The following is a 14,431-nucleotide window of genomic DNA, read 5'->3' as shown; positions in this document are numbered from 1 at the left end:
GCGCGGGCCGACAATGTTCCGGCCATCTCATTGTTGGAGGACCACCGCCTGCACCCGTGGAGATCACCTTCTTGTGCGACGGGCTGCGCAAATCGGTATCAACTTTGCAGCGCGCTGAACTAGGATGTTCGTCATCTCCCTCCGCAAGGCATCCCAATGTCGTCTGATCCGAATGAGAACCCGCCCGCTACCGTGGCCGTGATCGGTCTCGGCTCAATGGGCTTCGGCATGGCCCAATCCCTCATGCGCGCCGGCCTGGCCGTGGCCGGCTACGATCTCGCCCCATCACCCCTGGAACGCCTCTCTGCTCTCGGGGGGCGGGCGGCCGCTACACCACGCGAAACGGTGGTCGGCGCCGATATCGTGGTCAGCGTGGTCGTGAACGCCGCCCAGACCGAAACGATTCTTTTCGGCGAGGACGGCGTGGCCGACGCCATGCCGGAAGGCGCCGTCTTCATATCCTCGGCGACCATGGATCCCGCAGCTGCGCGGAAACTCGCTCGGCGACTGGAGGCAAGCGGCCGGCATTATCTCGATGCGCCGATTTCAGGCGGTGCCGCGAAGGCGGCAAGCGGCGGATTGACTGTCATGGCGTCCGGCACTCGGCGCGCCTTCGCGAAGGCCCGGCCGGCACTCGACGCCATGGCCGCCAAGGTCTACGAACTGGGAGATGCCGCCGGCATCGGCGCCGCCTTCAAGATGATCAACCAGCTCCTCGCGGGTGTTCATATCGCCGCGGCGAGCGAGGCGATCGCCTTCGCCGCCAAGCAGGGCCTCGACCTCGACAAGGTCTATGAGGTGATCACGGCCTCCGCCGGCAACTCATGGATGTTCGAGAACCGGGTCCCGCATATCCTTGCCGGCGACTACCGCCCGCTCAGCGCCGTCGAGATCTTCGTGAAGGATCTCGGCATCATCCAGGATATGGCCAGGACGGAGCGCTATCCCGTACCCTTGGCGGCCGCGGCCCTGCAGATGTACCTCGCGGCGGCCGGTGCCGGCATGGGACGAGACGACGATTCCTCGCTTGCCCGCATCTACGCGCAACTGTCGGGTACCACACTGCCGGGCGAAAACGAAACGGCAGTCCCCATGCAGGAGCCGGGGCCGCCCAAGACATAAGGCTCCGCCTCCCTCTTCGGAGACGGCCCTATTCCACGGTGACGCTCTTTGCGAGGTTGCGGGGCTGGTCGACGTCGGTGCCGATGATGACGGCGGTGTGGTAGGCCAGGAGCTGGATGGGGATCGAGTAGACGATCGGGGTCAGCACGGCCGGCATTTCGGGCATGACGATGGTCTTGAGCGTGGCCATGGCGGCCGCCTCGGCGCCCTTCTGGTCGGTGATCAGGATGATGCGCCCGCCCCGCGCGGCTACTTCCTGCATGTTCGACACCGTCTTCTCGAAGAGGGCGTCGAAGGGGGCGATCACCACCACCGGCATGGTCTCGTCGATCAGCGCGATGGGTCCGTGCTTGAGCTCGCCCGCCGCGTAGCCCTCCGCATGGATGTAGCTGATCTCCTTGAGCTTGAGTGCCCCTTCGAGGGCCAGCGGATAGCTGGTGCCGCGGCCGAGATAGAGCACGTCCCGGACCTTGGCGAGATCGCGCGAGAAGCTCTCGATCTCGTGCTCCAGCCGCAGCGCCTCGGCCATCAGGCGCGGCGCCTCGATGAGGGCGTGCACCAGTTCGCTCTCCTGGGCCGCCGACAGCGTGCCGCGCGCCTTGCCCGCGCTGACGGCAAGCCCCGCCAGCGCCGCGAGCTGGCAGGTGAAGGCCTTGGTCGAGGCCACGCCGATCTCCGGGCCCGCGAGCGTGCGCACCACCACGCCGGCCTCGCGGGCGATGGTCGAGGTCGGCACGTTGACCACCGCCAGCGTGTGCTGGCCCTGCTCCTTGCAGTAGCGCAACGCCGCCAGTGTGTCGGCGGTCTCGCCCGACTGCGAGACGAAGATCGACAGTCCCCCCTTGTCCAGCGGCGCCTCGCGGTAGCGGAACTCGGAGGCGATGTCGACCTCGACCGGAAGGCGGGCATAGCGCTCGAACCAGTATTTGGCGATCATGCCGGCGAAGGAGGCCGTGCCGCAGGCCGAAATGGTGAGGCGGTCGAGGTCCTGCCAGTCGAAGGGCAGGTTCTCCGGCAGGCGGACGGTTTCCCCCACCATGTCGATGAAGGAGGTCAGCGTGTGCGAGACGACCTCCGGCTGCTCATGGATCTCCTTGGCCATGAAGTGGCGGTGGTTGCCTTTGTCGACCAGGGTGGCGGAGGCCTGCGACTTCTGGATCGTGCGGTGCACGCGCCTGAAGTCGGCGTCGTAGATGGTGGCCGAACCGCGGGTCAGGGCGACGCTGTCGCCATCCTCGAGATAGGCGATCGTGCTGGTGAAGGGGGCGAGCGCGATGGCGTCCGAGCCCAGGAACATCTCTCCCTCGCCATAGCCGATGGCCAGGGGCGAGCCCAGCCGGGCGCCGACGAGCAGGTCCTCCTCGCCCGAGAACAGGAAGCCGAGCGAAAAGGCACCGCGCAGGCGCCGCAGGCAGGCGTGCACGGCCTCGATCGGCTTCCTGCCGCGATTGAGCTCACGGGTGACGAGATGGGCGACCACTTCGGTATCCGTCTCGCTCTGGAAGCGCGCGCCCTCGGCGATCAGTTCCTCGCGCAGCTCGCGGAAGTTCTCGATGATGCCGTTGTGCACCACCGCCACCTTGTCGGTGGCGTGCGGATGGGCGTTGCCCTCCGTCGGCCTGCCATGGGTGGCCCAGCGCGTGTGCCCGATGCCGATCAGGCCGTCCAGCGGATCCCGATCGAGCTTGTTCTCCAGGTTGCGCAGCTTGCCCTCGGCGCGGCGGCGGGCGATGGCCCCGCCTTCGAGCGTGGCGATGCCGGCGGAATCATAGCCGCGATATTCGAGCCGCCGCAGCGCATCGACCAGCGGGAGCGCAACCGCCTCTTTCCCGAGAATACCAACGATGCCGCACATGCGCCCTAACCCTTTACCGATTCGCACCAATCTAGATGCGAGGGATTTAGGGCTTCGTGAACGCGACGCGAAATCAAAATGCCTGACGCATTGTGACAGATGACGAGCGCCCTCGTTCCTCCGCGGCGCGGACCGGCGGCAACGCCCTATGGCTTGCCGGAGATGCGCTCGATTTCCTGGCGCACGAGCCGTTCGACCAGGGTGGGCAAATGGGCATCGAGCCATGTCTGCAACATGGGACGGAGCATGTCCTGCACCACGTCTTCGATGGTACGCGCATTCTTCGAGAAGACCGTGTGATTCAGCGTTGCGAAGGCGGCAGCCGCCTCGGCCTCACGCGGGGCCGACAGAAGCGAGGCGGCCGCCCCCGCATCGTCATTGGCGGGAGATGGGGGCTCGCCCCGTCCATCCTTGGCTTCGGCAGTTCCCTCCGACCTCTCCGCCACCAGCGCTTCGACGGGAGCACGCCGCGTGCCGGGCCTCGATGGTGAAGTATCGTCGGCGATGATCTTGCGAATGGAAGCAAGGATCTCGTCCATTGACGGCTCCTTCAGCGCCCTGTGTGGCTCCGATCGGGTTGACGACGACATCCGAGACTCCTTCAGGGCCCACACTTCGCCCCTGCCTACGACATGGCCGTCTCGATCAGGGGACCGTCGGGCACCCCTACCTTGAAACAAGAACGTCCTCCGATCGCAAGGATACGGAGGACGCTGCCTTCAGAATTCTGTCGATATCGAGGATTGCCTGCGAGGGATCAGCGCCCGTCCGGAATGTCGGTGCCGATCCACTTGTCGCGCACCTGGTTGTAATGGACGGACGGATCGTATTTGGCGACCTTCAATCCGAGGGTCGATGCGTTCAGCTTGCCGACCGACTGAAGCAGAGTGTAGGCCGCGACCACCTGGTCTCGCTGGGCGGTAATCAGCGTGGCGCGGGCATTGAGGAGCACCTGCTGCTGCTGCAGTACGTCGAACGTCGTACGCTGGCCGACTTTCGCTTCCTCGCGCACGCCGGCAAGAGCGACACCCGCTGCAGCAACCGCGGCCTGGTTGGCTTCGATCTCGGACCGGGCCGCGTCGAAATTGCCCCAGGCCTGAACCACTGCAGCGCGAACCTGCTCCCGCAGGACGTCCGCCTGGATGCGCGCTTGGCCGAGTGTCTCCTTGGCCTGGCGGATCTTGGAATAGTCCACACCACCTTCATAGATCGGCACCGTCAGGAACGCGCCGATCGACGCCGAACTCTGGATACGCGTATTTCCGGTCACGTCGTAGTTCTGCGACAGGGCGCCCTGAGCCGACAGAGTTGGATAGAGGGCGCCTTCCGCGACCTTCACCTGCATGGCGGCGGCATCGACCGCGTGCAGGGCCGAGGTGATGGAAGGATGATTCGCGAGGCCGGCGGCCACGGCGGAATTCTGGCTCTTCGGCAGTATCTTCAAAGGTTTCGCGGGCTCGAGGCGCTTGGGCTGCGAGCCGATGATCTGGCGATAGACGGCCGTGGAGGCCTTGAGCTGGGCAGCGGCCTGAATCTGCTGCGACTGCGCCTGCGCAAGGCTGGCGTTGGCCTGCTCGACGTCGGTTCGAGTCACCTCGCCTACGTTGAAGCGATCCTTGGTCTGCTTGAGCTGCTCCTGCAGCACTTCCACGTTATTCTTCTGCAGGTTGAGCAACGCCGCATCGCGCAGCACATTCATGTAGGCCGTCGCCGCGGCCAGCAGCACCTGCTGCTCGACGTCGCGGAGGGTCTCGCGCTGGCTCAGAACGCCTGCCTCCGCCGACCGCACCGAGTTCGCCGTACGAAATCCGTCGAACAGCGGCTGATTGATGGTGACGCCGACGCCGCGGGGAAACAAGGTGTCGTTGGTGCGGCCGATCTTGTCGGTGCGAACGGTGTCCGCCGTGCCGCTGACGCTCGCCGTGCCATTGATCGTGGGACGGTAGCCACCCAGAGCCTGAGGCACATTTTCGTCATAAACGCGGGCACCGGCGCGCTGGGCATTGAGAGTCGGATTGGTCGTATAGGCCTGTGCCAAGGCCGATTGGAGCGATTGCGCCTGAGCGTTACTGATGAAGAAAACAAGCGAAGCGCTTGTCGCCAAAAGAGAAATGACGCTCGTAGTTTTCATGACTCTACCCGACCCAAAATCAAAAAGAGGCGGTTAACCCGCCCAATCTTTGTCAAAAAATAACCTGACAGGCGCCATTCACCAACATCTCATTTGAGTCGCCAGACGATAATTCCGGAGTTGAAGCAAAAAAGAGACAGTGAACCCCTAGTTCGGTTAACCGATGGTTTACGCCACAATTAAAGTCAACGAATGGTTAGGCCCCGAGAGGCCGCCTATTTCGTGTATCTAATGCCCTTTGCACAAAAGTCGCGAGAGGCTGCTATTTTTGCCTCTACAGATCAAAATTGAACACCTTGGACGGTCCCAGGCTTAAAACGAGCCTGTATCCACGGAACGTCCCGTGGAATATTTTCCTGCACATCCGATGAAGTCGGATCAGAAAGTGAAAGCGGCAGCCTTTGCGAAACCCGGCAGAGCCGGAAGCGATGCGTCGAAGGCGATGCGCCCCGCAAAATCCTCACCGACGCGAACGAAAATCGTGGCTCGGCCGGCACGTCCCCGGCCGACGACGGCGACGAGACGCCCGCCCTCACGCAGCGATTCGAAAAGCGCCGTCGGCACCTCGTCCACGGAACCTTCCAGGAGAATCACATCATAGGGCCCCGAGTCCGGCGCCCCCTTCTCGAGATTCCCGACGGCGACGCTGACATTGCCATAGGCGGCCAATGCCGCCCTGGCCTCGCCGGCAAGGCTCTCGTCGCTTTCCAGCGCCACCACCTTGGCGCCGAGCTGAGCCAGGACGGCGGCCGAATAGCCGGTTGCCGAGCCGACGTCGAGCACGGCATCCGTGGACCGGACGCCGGCCAGTTGGACAAGCTTGGCCAGGAACATCGGCTGAATCAGATAGCGCTGGCTGCCCGCCTGCCCGATCGGCAGATCGATATCGAGATAGGCAAGCGCCTGCTTCGCTGAAGGTACGAAGGCTTCCCGCGGCACGCTCAGGAACGCATCGACCACCCGGGCCTCGGTCACGTCATTGGTGCGAATCTGGCAATCCACCATGGTGCGGCGCGCTTGGGCGAAATCGGTCATCGATCGGCTCTCTTGGTTATCCGACCGTTGTTTGCGGCAAGCCCTCGCAAAAGGCAAGCCGGCAAGCAGACGCCCGTTCGCGCAGACATCGCTTTTCGCGCCTTGCCCGCATGTCCTGGGATCGGCGATCTAGCCCCAGCGCCTGTGGGCCCACATCCACTGCTCGGGATATTCCCGCACCCACTTTTCGAACAATCGATGGATCCGCCGAGTGGCCTCCGCGACATCGGCATCACGATCATCAGTGTGGGGCACGTCGATACGCTGAGCTTCAATACGGAAATTCACGCCCTGCTTACGGATCACGCGAGCCGCAACAAGCGCAGCGCCGTTGCTTCTGGCGAGCAACGCCGGAAACGTGGTCGATGGCGCGGGGCGATCGAAAAAGGTAACGGGCAGACCGCCGCGATCACGCAGGTCCGCCAGCAGCGCGATCGCGCCGCCTTCGCGCACGATGCGCATGAGCTTGCGCCCGATATCCGCTCCCTTGACGAACAGACCCCGGGGATACCGGTCCCGGCGCACAAGGGCGATGTAGTTGTCGACCCTTGGATTCTTCATGCGCTGATAGACGCCGGCAACCTTGATGCCGCTGGCGACGGTCGGGAACACGACCAGCTCCCAGTTTCCAGTATGAAGCGAGACGAAGACGATGCCCTTGCCGCTCGATTTCAGTGCCGCCACCAGCGCGCCGCTTCCGTCTTCGATCCGGCCGGCCCTGATGATGCGGTCGGCCATCAGGCTTTCCGCAAAAGTTCGGCCGAGTTGCATCCACATGGCGCGCGCCATGGCCTCGATCTCGGCCGCGGTCTTGGCGGGATAGGCTGCTCCGAGATGGCGGATCGCGCGTTCATGACGACGCAATCGCGGCGCAATCAGGCGCCAGAGCGTTCCCATGAGCCAGGAACCGAAATCGAGCGGCAGCACATGCAGCACGCCGATCAGGCTACGCAGCAGGAAGTACTCCGCCGCATATCTGACTTTACGCCACCGTCTTCCTGATTCCGTTTTGATCACCGAGGACCCGTCTCTCAAGCGCACCGTCGATACGAGGGTGCCACTGGCCCGTTCGAGATTCCCGACGCAGAGCGAGAACTATCCGTTGAGACGATAAGACGCAACCCGCCCTTGCTCTCCTTTCGTCCATCGGTGGAGGCAAGGCAGGCAGGCTCCGCATTGCCGATCCGCAAGTTACCCGCTTGTTACAGTTACGTACTCAAGCGCTGGAAGCAGCCATGCGAGAATGGAGCTTGGCGGCCTGCCTGGCAGGCCTGACCCGACACGAACGCCGCCTCGCCACCAACCTCGTCCGACAAGAGCCACACAAGGTCTGCCATGGCTTTCATCGATCTCTTTGCCTGGATCGTCCTGGTTGTCGTCATCCTCACCGCCATGGCGATCTTCGTCGCGCTCGGCATGATGCCGGGCCACATTGCCCGCAAGCGCGGCCATCCCTGGCCTGAGGCGGTCACGGTCGGGGGGTGGGCGACCCTGATTTTCGGCTTCGTATTATGGCCGCTGGTCCTCATCTGGGCCTATGTCGATTTTCCAGCCAGGAACGAGGCGAACAAATGATCGTCGTCCTGCTGAACAGCTACCTTGCGCTGCTGGCGCTTTTCGTCTGGTTGAGGTTCATTCCTTTCAATCTCTTCTGGAAGCTATCGCCCGTCCTGGTCCTCCTCGTCCTGCTCGTGGGCCTGTTCATCCCCATGGGATGGGGAGCCCCATCGGGACCGGTGGCGGTGATACGGAACTCGGTCCAGATCACGCCGTCCGTCGCGGGAGAAGTCGCCGACGTGCCGGTCGCCGCGAATATGCCGATCAAGGCCGGTGACATCCTCTTCCGTATCGATCCCACGACTTACCAAGCCCAGGTGGCCGCCATCGATGCGCAATTGAAGCTGGCGGAACTGCGCTTCGGCCAGTTTTCCCAGTTGCAGAGAAGCGATGCAGGACGCGCATTCGATGTCCAGAGCCGGGAAGCCGAACGCGACCAGCTCAAGGCCGAGCTGGAAGCTGCGAAATGGAACCTGGAGAAGACGACCGTGACAGCGCCAGCCGACGGTTACGTGACGAATCTCGCGCTCAGAAAGGGCGCCCGCGTAACCGGTCAAACGCCGGTGATGGCGTTCATCGACACGCGGGATACCCTGCTCGGCGTGGAGATACCGCAGATCTATGCCCGCTATATCGAGCCCGGCCAGCGGGTCGAGGTCACGTTCAAGATCTTTCCCGGCGAGATTTTCCCCGGCATGGTGGAGACGGTCGTGCAGGCAATCGCAACGGGCCAGGCCCAGCCGGGAGGCCTGGCGGTCATGCCGTCTCAGATCGAAGCCGCACCCTTCATCGTCCGGTTTCGCCTTGATGATCCCAAGGTGGCCGAACAACTGCCTGCAGGAAGCACGGGGCTGGCCGCCATCTACACCGATCACGTGACGGCGGCCCATGTCATTCGCAAGGTGGTGCTACGTCAGTCCGCGATCCTGAACTACGTCAATCCGTTCTAGGATTACAGGGACCTGCCGGAACGGCCCGTTTTCACCTGTGGAGCCGGCGCCGAGTCCGGCTCCACCAGCGGATAGGCGTTCGACACGTGCTTGAGATAGCGCCCGAGCAAGACCCCCAGCATGACGGAGCCGAGGCCCCACACCGCCAGATCGCGCAGCAAATGATCAGCCGCGACGCTTGACGCCCGCTTGTCCGCCTCCGCCATGGTGCCCATCCCCATTGGAATTTGCCGTTCTGACGCGCCTTTGTTCGACCAGGCTAGAGCGAATCTCCGCCAGAAGCAAAACCCATCGATCGGAACGGCGACGATTCGTGCGGGAGACGAGCTGCGCGGGCCGTCGACCACCCCGCACCTGTTCCGACGAGGATTTTTGCCTTTCGTCAGAACCCATCAAGTCGTTGATTTTTTTGGAGGCCACGCCCGGAATCGAACCGGGGTGCAAGGATTTGCAGTCCTCTGCGTAACCACTCCGCCACGTGGCCATCCATTGTCCAGCAGTGCGAGACAAAGCGGAGGCCGGCCCTATAACAAGCAAGGCGGACCGGTTCAACCGGTTTTCGAGGCGCCCACAATATTTGGGTTGGAAAGGTGAAGCAAACTCATCCAGGACGCACAGATACCCCGCGCGCCGTCGAGGGACTCGGTCGCCACCGGCTTCGCCGACTAAAAATGCCGTGTCCGAGGCGACCGTCGACCCGGAACACCGTCACGACGCCGGTTCGGACGGCGCCTGTTTTGCCTGGCGCCGTCGTCCCCACCAGACGGACAGCCTGCGGCGGCGCCGCCGAATGACAGGGATGTCCACGGAGAGGATGAGGAGGCCGAGCGGAATCATCCAGAACCCCAGAATCGGCAGGAAGCCCAGGAATCCCCCGAATACCAGCGCGACACCGAGAATCATGCGGAGCCAGGGTGATCCCGGCAGATGAAAATGACGCCCCGCAACTTTTACCTTGGGGCGGCTGATCGGTTCTGTCGGCTCCAAAATGCCCTCCAAATGGCTTGAAACACCCTGTTCTTTCGGCATGCCTTCCCTCATGCCCAGATAATATTCCAAAAAAGAGATGCAATATGGGCACGATTGGCCTTGGCAACCTCCAATGATGTTGCTATACGCCCGGCCCACCGGGGAACACCCTGTTCCGCGATAGCTCAGCCGGTAGAGCAAGCGACTGTTAATCGCTGGGTCGCAGGTTCGAGTCCTGCTCGCGGAGCCAACTTCCTGGAATACGCAATCGGCGTATTCAGTTCCCGGAATTCCCACTTGCATGCGCCTATATCGTCCATGCGCCACGCTGGACAATGCGCATCAGCCCACATCCAGGGCGATGGATGCCATTGATCGTTGGGGTTGCAGGCCCCATCGGTTCAAAGGGCCCGCAGGTTGTCCGTCACGCGACCAGCGGCGCCGCCAGCGCATCAAGCACGGCAGCGGCATCGCGCGGGTCGAGGCGGACCTGCAGGCCGCGCTGGCCGCCATTGATGAAGACGTAGTCGTGTCCGAGCGCCGCCTGCTCGATGGCGGTGCGAACCTTGCGCATCTGGCCGAAGGGGCTGATGCCGCCGACCTTGTATCCCGCGCTTCGCTCGGCGTCCGCCGGCTTCATCATCTGGGCAGACTTGCCGCCGAAGGCCGCTGCGAGCTTTTTCATGGCGACCTCCCGGTCTGAAGGCACGATCACGCAGACCGGCTTTCCGTCGACCAGCGCCATGAGCGTCTTGAGAACACGTTCCGGTACCTCGCCCAACGCCTCGGCCGCCTGAAGACCGATGTGATCAGCATCGGGATCGTAATCGTAGGTATGGACGGAAAAGGAGATGCCGGCCTTGTCGAGCATCTGAGTCGCACGCGTCGCCTTCGACATGGTTCCGTCCCGCCGCCTTTGTAGGAGGCCCGTTCTTACCCTGCGAAGGCATGGCTTGAAAGAACCGGTTGAGATCAGCGGACAGGGAAACCGGGTCTACTCCATTGAGAAAATGGGTCGATGACCTGACGCCCTCTATCCGGGACCTGCAAGACGGGTTAGGGTCACCGCCCCTCAAACGATCAGACATTCTCACATGGCTTTCCGTACCGGTCTCGTCGACGCAATCGGCAACACGCCCCTCATTCGCCTCAATCGCGCCTCCGAACTGACGGGCTGCACCATTCTTGGCAAGGCTGAGTTCATGAACCCCGGCCAGTCCGTGAAGGATCGCGCCGCGCTTTTCATCATCAAGGACGCCGTGGCTCGCGGCGAACTAAAACCGGGGGGCACCATCGTCGAGGGCACGGCAGGCAACACCGGCATCGGCCTTGCCCTGGTTGCCGATGCGATGGGTTTCAAGACGGTGATCGTGATTCCCGAGACGCAGAGCCAGGAGAAGAAGGACATGCTGCGCCTGGCGGGGGCCGAACTCGTGGAGGTGCCTGCAGTCCCCTATGCCAATCCCAACAACTATGTGAAGGTTTCGGGGCGTCTTGCGACCGAGCTCGCCAAGACCGAACCCGGCGGCGCCATCTGGGCAAACCAGTTCGACAACGTCGCCAACCGGCAGGCTCATATCGACACGACCGCGCCCGAGATCTTCAGCCAGACAGATGGCAAGCTCGACGGCTTCGTCTGCTCTGTCGGCTCCGGCGGCACGCTGGCGGGCGTCGGCATGGGGCTTAAATCCGTAAACAAGGATATCAAGATCGGTGTTGCCGACCCGATGGGCGCGGCGATGTATTCTTGGTTTACCAATGGTGAGCTCAAATTCTCGGGCTCTTCCATGTCGGAGGGTATCGGCCAGAACAGGGTCACCAAGAACCTCGAGGATGCGCCCGTGGATCTCGCCTATCAGATCCCGGATGAAGAAGCCGTCCCCTTGGTCTATGATCTCCTGCAATATGAAGGGCTGTGCGTGGGTCTCTCGACCGGCATCAACATTGCCGGCGCCATCCGCATGGCCAGGGAGCTGGGCCCGGGGCATACCATCGTGACGATCCTCTGCGACCACGGCTCCCGGTACCAGTCGAAGCTGTTCAACCCGGCTTTCATGCGTTCCAAGAACCTGCCCGTGCCCGAGTGGCTCGAGAAGCGTTCCACGATCAAGGCTCCACTGGAATAGGTGACCCATGGCCACAGCCCTGCTTTTCAGAGACGACGCCTATGCACCCACCGCCAGTGCTACGGTTGTGGGCCTCTCACAGCACGGGATAATTCTGGACCAGACGATCTTCTATCCCACGGGCGGTGGCCAGCCCGGCGATGTCGGCACCCTCACCTTGCCTGATGGCCGCACGGTCGCCATTGCCAATGCGGTGTGGAACGACGAGGCGAAGACGGAGATCGCTCATGTGGTGCCTCCCGAAGGCTTGCTGCCGGCGATCGGCGACAAGGTGGAACTGGCGCTGGACTGGCCGCGCCGCTATGCGCGGATGAAGGTGCATACGGCGTTGCATCTCCTTTCCGTCGCTCTGCCTTACCCTGTCACCGGCGGCTCCATCGGCGATGGCGAAGGCCGCCTCGATTTCGATATCCAGGATGCGGGGCTCGACAAGGATGAGGTTACCGCCAAGGTTAACAACATGATCGACCAGGGCGCGGAAGTCTCCGAGCTGTGGATCACCGATGCGGAGCTCGATGCCAATCCCGGCTTGGTCAAGACCATGTCGGTAAAGCCGCCGCGCGGCTCCGGCCGGGTGCGGCTCGTGGAGATCGAAGGTCTCGACCTGCAGCCCTGCGGCGGTACCCATGTGAGGAACACGCAGGAGATCGGCCGCATCATGGTCACGCAGATCGAGAAGAAGGGCAAGCAAAACCGCCGCGTGCGTATCGCCCTGGCCTAGTGGCTTCCCCGTGGCGTAACCGCAATTGCGACGCCGCAGTCCTGCGAGAGGGCACCGGAGCGCCCTCTCGATTACGGATATTTCAAGAGATGGACGTCGCGATCGTCGCGGCAGCGACGTTCGCTCGCCCAGCCTAGGCTGCCCAGCCCTTCGCCAATTCGAGGGCCTGACGCTCGAACAGGGCACGATAGATGCCGTCCATATCGCGGATCAGGCTAGCGTGATCCCCCTCCTCCACGATCCGCCCCTTGTCGAAGACGAGGATGCGGTCCATCGCCTGGACCGTCGACAGCCGGTGCGCGATTATGATGGTCGTACGTCCCGCCATCAGGCGCTCCATCGCCTCCTGGATCAGGTGCTCGGACTCCGAATCCAGGCTCGATGTGGCCTCGTCCAGGATCAGGATCGGCGCATCCGCCAGAAAGGCGCGTGCGAGAGCCACACGCTGGCGCTCACCGCCCGACAGCTTCACGCCGCGTTCGCCGACAAGCGTCGCATAACCCTTCGGCAGTGCCGAGATGAAGTCATGCGCATTGGCAAGCCGCGCCGCCTGCTCGATCTCCTCGCGGGTTGCACCGGGACGCCCATAGGCGATGTTCTCGGCCAGCGAACGGTGGAAGAGGATCGGCTCCTGCTGCACGATGGCGATACCCGCACGCAGGCTCGCCTGGGTTACCTCGGCGATGTCCTGCCCGTCGATGACGATACTGCCGGCGTTCACATCGTAGAGGCGCTGGATCAGCTTGACGAAGGTCGTCTTGCCGGAGCCGGAGCGGCCCACAAGTCCGATCTTTTCTCCTGCCGCGATTTCGACCGAGAAATCGTGATACAGCGGCTCAGCGTGGCCGCCATAGTGGAAGGTCACATGCTCGAACGCGATATGACCGGCCAGGATGGCAGCGGGGGGCGCACCGGCCTTGTCGTGGACGCCCATCGGCTGCTCGTAGAAGGCCACGAGTTCCTCCATGTCGTTGACCGAGCGCTGCAGGTTATGGATGTGCATGCCGATGTCACGCAGGTACCCATGCACGATGGCGTAGCTCGTCAATACCAGGGCCACGTCGCCGGCGCCTGCCTGACCTTGCATCCAGAGGAGCAGGACGAAGGCGAGCACGACCGCCCGCAACAGCAGCAGGAAGACATTCTGCGCGGTGCCGGCATTGGTGCCCCGGATCCAGGTCCGCGTCGTGCGCGAGCGCCACTTCCCGAGAATGACCGCAAGCCTTTCGTCCTCGCGCGTCTCCGCGCCGAACGCCTTGACGACGGCATTGCAGGTGATGGCATCAGCCAGGGCACCGCCCACCCGCGTATCCCAGCTATTGGCGAGGCGCGCAGCGGGGGCGACATAGTTGACCGAAAGGAACACCGTCATCGTCACGAAGCCGATAGAGCCGACGAGTACGACCAGTCCCAGCATCGGCCAGACGGTCGCCAGCACCAGGGTCGAGCCCAGCAAGACGAGGATGGAGGGCAGGATAGCGACGAGCAGCGTATCGTGCAGCATGTCGAGCGCCCACATGCCGCGCGTGATGCGGCGGACTGTCGAGCCTGCGAAATTGTTGGCATGCCAGTCGGTCGAAAAACGCTGCAGGCGCGCGAAAGCATCGCGTGCCACGAAGCTCATCACCCGCGTGGTCAGAACGGTGATGCCGTAGAAGAATGCCTGCCGGCAGCCAACGGCCAACGCCGCGAGAAGCAGCATGGCGGCCAAAGCCCACCAGGCCTGGCTGGACCTCTCGACGCCGACCGTCACGGCATCGACCATTCGGCCAGCAAAGATCGGGATGACCACCTCGCTGATGGTGGCCACCGCGACGGCAAAGACGATGCCCGCCACGATGATCCCATGCCCTCTCCAGTTCCTGAAGGCGAAGGCTAGCACGGCAGCCATCGGGTGTCGGCCCGCTCGTCGGCTCAAAAGAGTCATGATCACATCCGGCGCCATTCGGCACCGTCTCCGGAAGC

General features: G+C 63.2%; 14 protein-coding genes and 2 tRNA genes. 6 read left to right on the top strand and 10 right to left on the bottom strand.

The genetic code is table 11. The features are described from left to right. The first annotated feature begins 156 nt into the window (after positions 1 to 156). Positions 157 to 1,122 (top strand): L-threonate dehydrogenase, encoded by a 966-nt coding sequence (gene ltnD / locus AC6H34_RS23580; protein WP_497540412.1) that lies wholly within the window; start codon positions 157 to 159, stop codon positions 1,120 to 1,122. A 28-nt stretch (positions 1,123 to 1,150) separates the two neighbouring features. On the opposite strand, the gene glmS is transcribed toward ltnD, so the two are convergent. From glmS to AC6H34_RS23555, 5 genes are all read right to left on the bottom strand, one after another. Beyond that, positions 1,151 to 2,977: a glutamine--fructose-6-phosphate transaminase (isomerizing) gene (gene glmS, locus AC6H34_RS23575; RefSeq protein ID WP_497540411.1), complete on the bottom strand. Its 1,827-nt coding sequence runs from the start codon at positions 2,975 to 2,977 to the stop codon at positions 1,151 to 1,153. Positions 2,978 to 3,123: 146 nt separating this feature from the next. Continuing rightward, complete coding sequence (locus AC6H34_RS23570; protein WP_448147385.1) at positions 3,124 to 3,516, bottom strand: DUF2497 domain-containing protein; 393 nt, start codon at positions 3,514 to 3,516, stop codon at positions 3,124 to 3,126. 218 nt (positions 3,517 to 3,734) lie between these two features. After that, positions 3,735 to 5,108: a TolC family outer membrane protein gene (locus AC6H34_RS23565; RefSeq protein ID WP_448147384.1), complete on the bottom strand. Its 1,374-nt coding sequence runs from the start codon at positions 5,106 to 5,108 to the stop codon at positions 3,735 to 3,737. A 378-nt stretch (positions 5,109 to 5,486) separates the two neighbouring features. Next, complete coding sequence (locus AC6H34_RS23560) at positions 5,487 to 6,143, bottom strand: protein-L-isoaspartate O-methyltransferase family protein (protein ID WP_497540410.1); 657 nt, start codon at positions 6,141 to 6,143, stop codon at positions 5,487 to 5,489. 129 nt (positions 6,144 to 6,272) lie between these two features. Then, positions 6,273 to 7,160 carry a lysophospholipid acyltransferase family protein gene (locus AC6H34_RS23555; RefSeq protein WP_448147382.1) on the bottom strand — a complete coding sequence of 296 codons (888 nt, stop codon included), beginning with the start codon at positions 7,158 to 7,160 and terminating at the stop codon, positions 6,273 to 6,275. A 318-nt stretch (positions 7,161 to 7,478) separates the two neighbouring features. Here AC6H34_RS23555 and AC6H34_RS23550 point away from each other — a divergent pair, with 318 nt between their 5' ends. Continuing rightward, complete coding sequence (locus AC6H34_RS23550) at positions 7,479 to 7,718, top strand: DUF3302 domain-containing protein (protein ID WP_497540409.1); 240 nt, start codon at positions 7,479 to 7,481, stop codon at positions 7,716 to 7,718. Then, on the top strand, positions 7,715 to 8,650 hold the full coding sequence (locus AC6H34_RS23545; protein WP_497540408.1) for an efflux RND transporter periplasmic adaptor subunit: 936 nt from the start codon (positions 7,715 to 7,717) through the stop codon (positions 8,648 to 8,650). Before AC6H34_RS23550 ends, AC6H34_RS23545 begins: the two co-directional genes overlap by 4 nt. 2 nt (positions 8,651 to 8,652) lie before the next feature. Here AC6H34_RS23545 and AC6H34_RS23540 read toward each other — a convergent pair whose 3' ends face one another. From AC6H34_RS23540 to AC6H34_RS23530, 3 genes are all read right to left on the bottom strand, one after another. Then, the gene (locus tag AC6H34_RS23540; protein ID WP_448147379.1) at positions 8,653 to 8,856 is read right to left on the bottom strand and encodes a hypothetical protein; all 204 of its coding nucleotides are present in this window, start codon (positions 8,854 to 8,856) and stop codon (positions 8,653 to 8,655) included. 204 nt (positions 8,857 to 9,060) lie between these two features. Next, positions 9,061 to 9,134 (bottom strand) — tRNA-Cys (locus tag AC6H34_RS23535). Between the two features lie 224 nt (positions 9,135 to 9,358). Further along, positions 9,359 to 9,679 carry a hypothetical protein gene (locus AC6H34_RS23530; RefSeq protein WP_448147358.1) on the bottom strand — a complete coding sequence of 107 codons (321 nt, stop codon included), beginning with the start codon at positions 9,677 to 9,679 and terminating at the stop codon, positions 9,359 to 9,361. A 114-nt stretch (positions 9,680 to 9,793) separates the two neighbouring features. On the opposite strand from AC6H34_RS23530, the gene AC6H34_RS23525 reads away from it, so the two are divergent. After that, positions 9,794 to 9,869: transfer RNA gene (locus tag AC6H34_RS23525), tRNA-Asn, on the top strand. 174 nt (positions 9,870 to 10,043) lie between these two features. Here AC6H34_RS23525 and ybaK read toward each other — a convergent pair. After that, a complete protein-coding gene (ybaK, locus tag AC6H34_RS23520) occupies positions 10,044 to 10,517 on the bottom strand; it encodes a Cys-tRNA(Pro) deacylase (RefSeq protein ID WP_448147357.1) in 474 nt (157 codons plus the stop codon). A gap of 196 nt (positions 10,518 to 10,713) precedes the next feature. Here ybaK and AC6H34_RS23515 point away from each other — a divergent pair, with 196 nt between their 5' ends. Further along, positions 10,714 to 11,745, top strand: a complete 1,032-nt coding sequence (locus tag AC6H34_RS23515) for a cysteine synthase A (protein WP_448147356.1) — start codon at positions 10,714 to 10,716, stop codon at positions 11,743 to 11,745. A 7-nt stretch (positions 11,746 to 11,752) separates the two neighbouring features. Next, positions 11,753 to 12,466: an alanyl-tRNA editing protein gene (locus tag AC6H34_RS23510; RefSeq protein WP_448147355.1), complete on the top strand. Its 714-nt coding sequence runs from the start codon at positions 11,753 to 11,755 to the stop codon at positions 12,464 to 12,466. Between the two features lie 133 nt (positions 12,467 to 12,599). Here the strand turns inward: AC6H34_RS23510 and AC6H34_RS23505 are convergent, their stop codons facing one another. Further along, on the bottom strand, positions 12,600 to 14,393 hold the full coding sequence (locus AC6H34_RS23505; protein WP_497540407.1) for an ABC transporter ATP-binding protein: 1,794 nt from the start codon (positions 14,391 to 14,393) through the stop codon (positions 12,600 to 12,602). Between the last annotated feature and the right edge of the window lie 38 nt (positions 14,394 to 14,431).

It is taken from the genome of Labrys sp. ALF-8, from assembly GCF_059699065.1.
This window is presented reverse-complemented; position numbering and strand designations above follow the sequence as displayed.

Coding starts and splice junctions, on each gene's coding strand:
- AC6H34_RS23530 (WP_448147358.1), bottom strand. CDS start 9,679: ATGCCGAAAGAACAGGGTGTTTCAAGCCATTTGGAGGGCATTTTGGAG.
- ybaK (WP_448147357.1), bottom strand. CDS start 10,517: ATGTCGAAGGCGACGCGTGCGACTCAGATGCTCGACAAGGCCGGCATC.
- AC6H34_RS23550 (WP_497540409.1), top strand. CDS start 7,479: ATGGCTTTCATCGATCTCTTTGCCTGGATCGTCCTGGTTGTCGTCATC.
- glmS (WP_497540411.1), bottom strand. CDS start 2,977: ATGTGCGGCATCGTTGGTATTCTCGGGAAAGAGGCGGTTGCGCTCCCG.
- AC6H34_RS23510 (WP_448147355.1), top strand. CDS start 11,753: ATGGCCACAGCCCTGCTTTTCAGAGACGACGCCTATGCACCCACCGCC.
- AC6H34_RS23505 (WP_497540407.1), bottom strand. CDS start 14,393: ATGACTCTTTTGAGCCGACGAGCGGGCCGACACCCGATGGCTGCCGTG.
- AC6H34_RS23515 (WP_448147356.1), top strand. CDS start 10,714: ATGGCTTTCCGTACCGGTCTCGTCGACGCAATCGGCAACACGCCCCTC.
- AC6H34_RS23540 (WP_448147379.1), bottom strand. CDS start 8,856: ATGGCGGAGGCGGACAAGCGGGCGTCAAGCGTCGCGGCTGATCATTTG.
- ltnD (WP_497540412.1), top strand. CDS start 157: ATGTCGTCTGATCCGAATGAGAACCCGCCCGCTACCGTGGCCGTGATC.
- AC6H34_RS23565 (WP_448147384.1), bottom strand. CDS start 5,108: ATGAAAACTACGAGCGTCATTTCTCTTTTGGCGACAAGCGCTTCGCTT.
- AC6H34_RS23560 (WP_497540410.1), bottom strand. CDS start 6,143: ATGACCGATTTCGCCCAAGCGCGCCGCACCATGGTGGATTGCCAGATT.
- AC6H34_RS23545 (WP_497540408.1), top strand. CDS start 7,715: ATGATCGTCGTCCTGCTGAACAGCTACCTTGCGCTGCTGGCGCTTTTC.
- AC6H34_RS23570 (WP_448147385.1), bottom strand. CDS start 3,516: ATGGACGAGATCCTTGCTTCCATTCGCAAGATCATCGCCGACGATACT.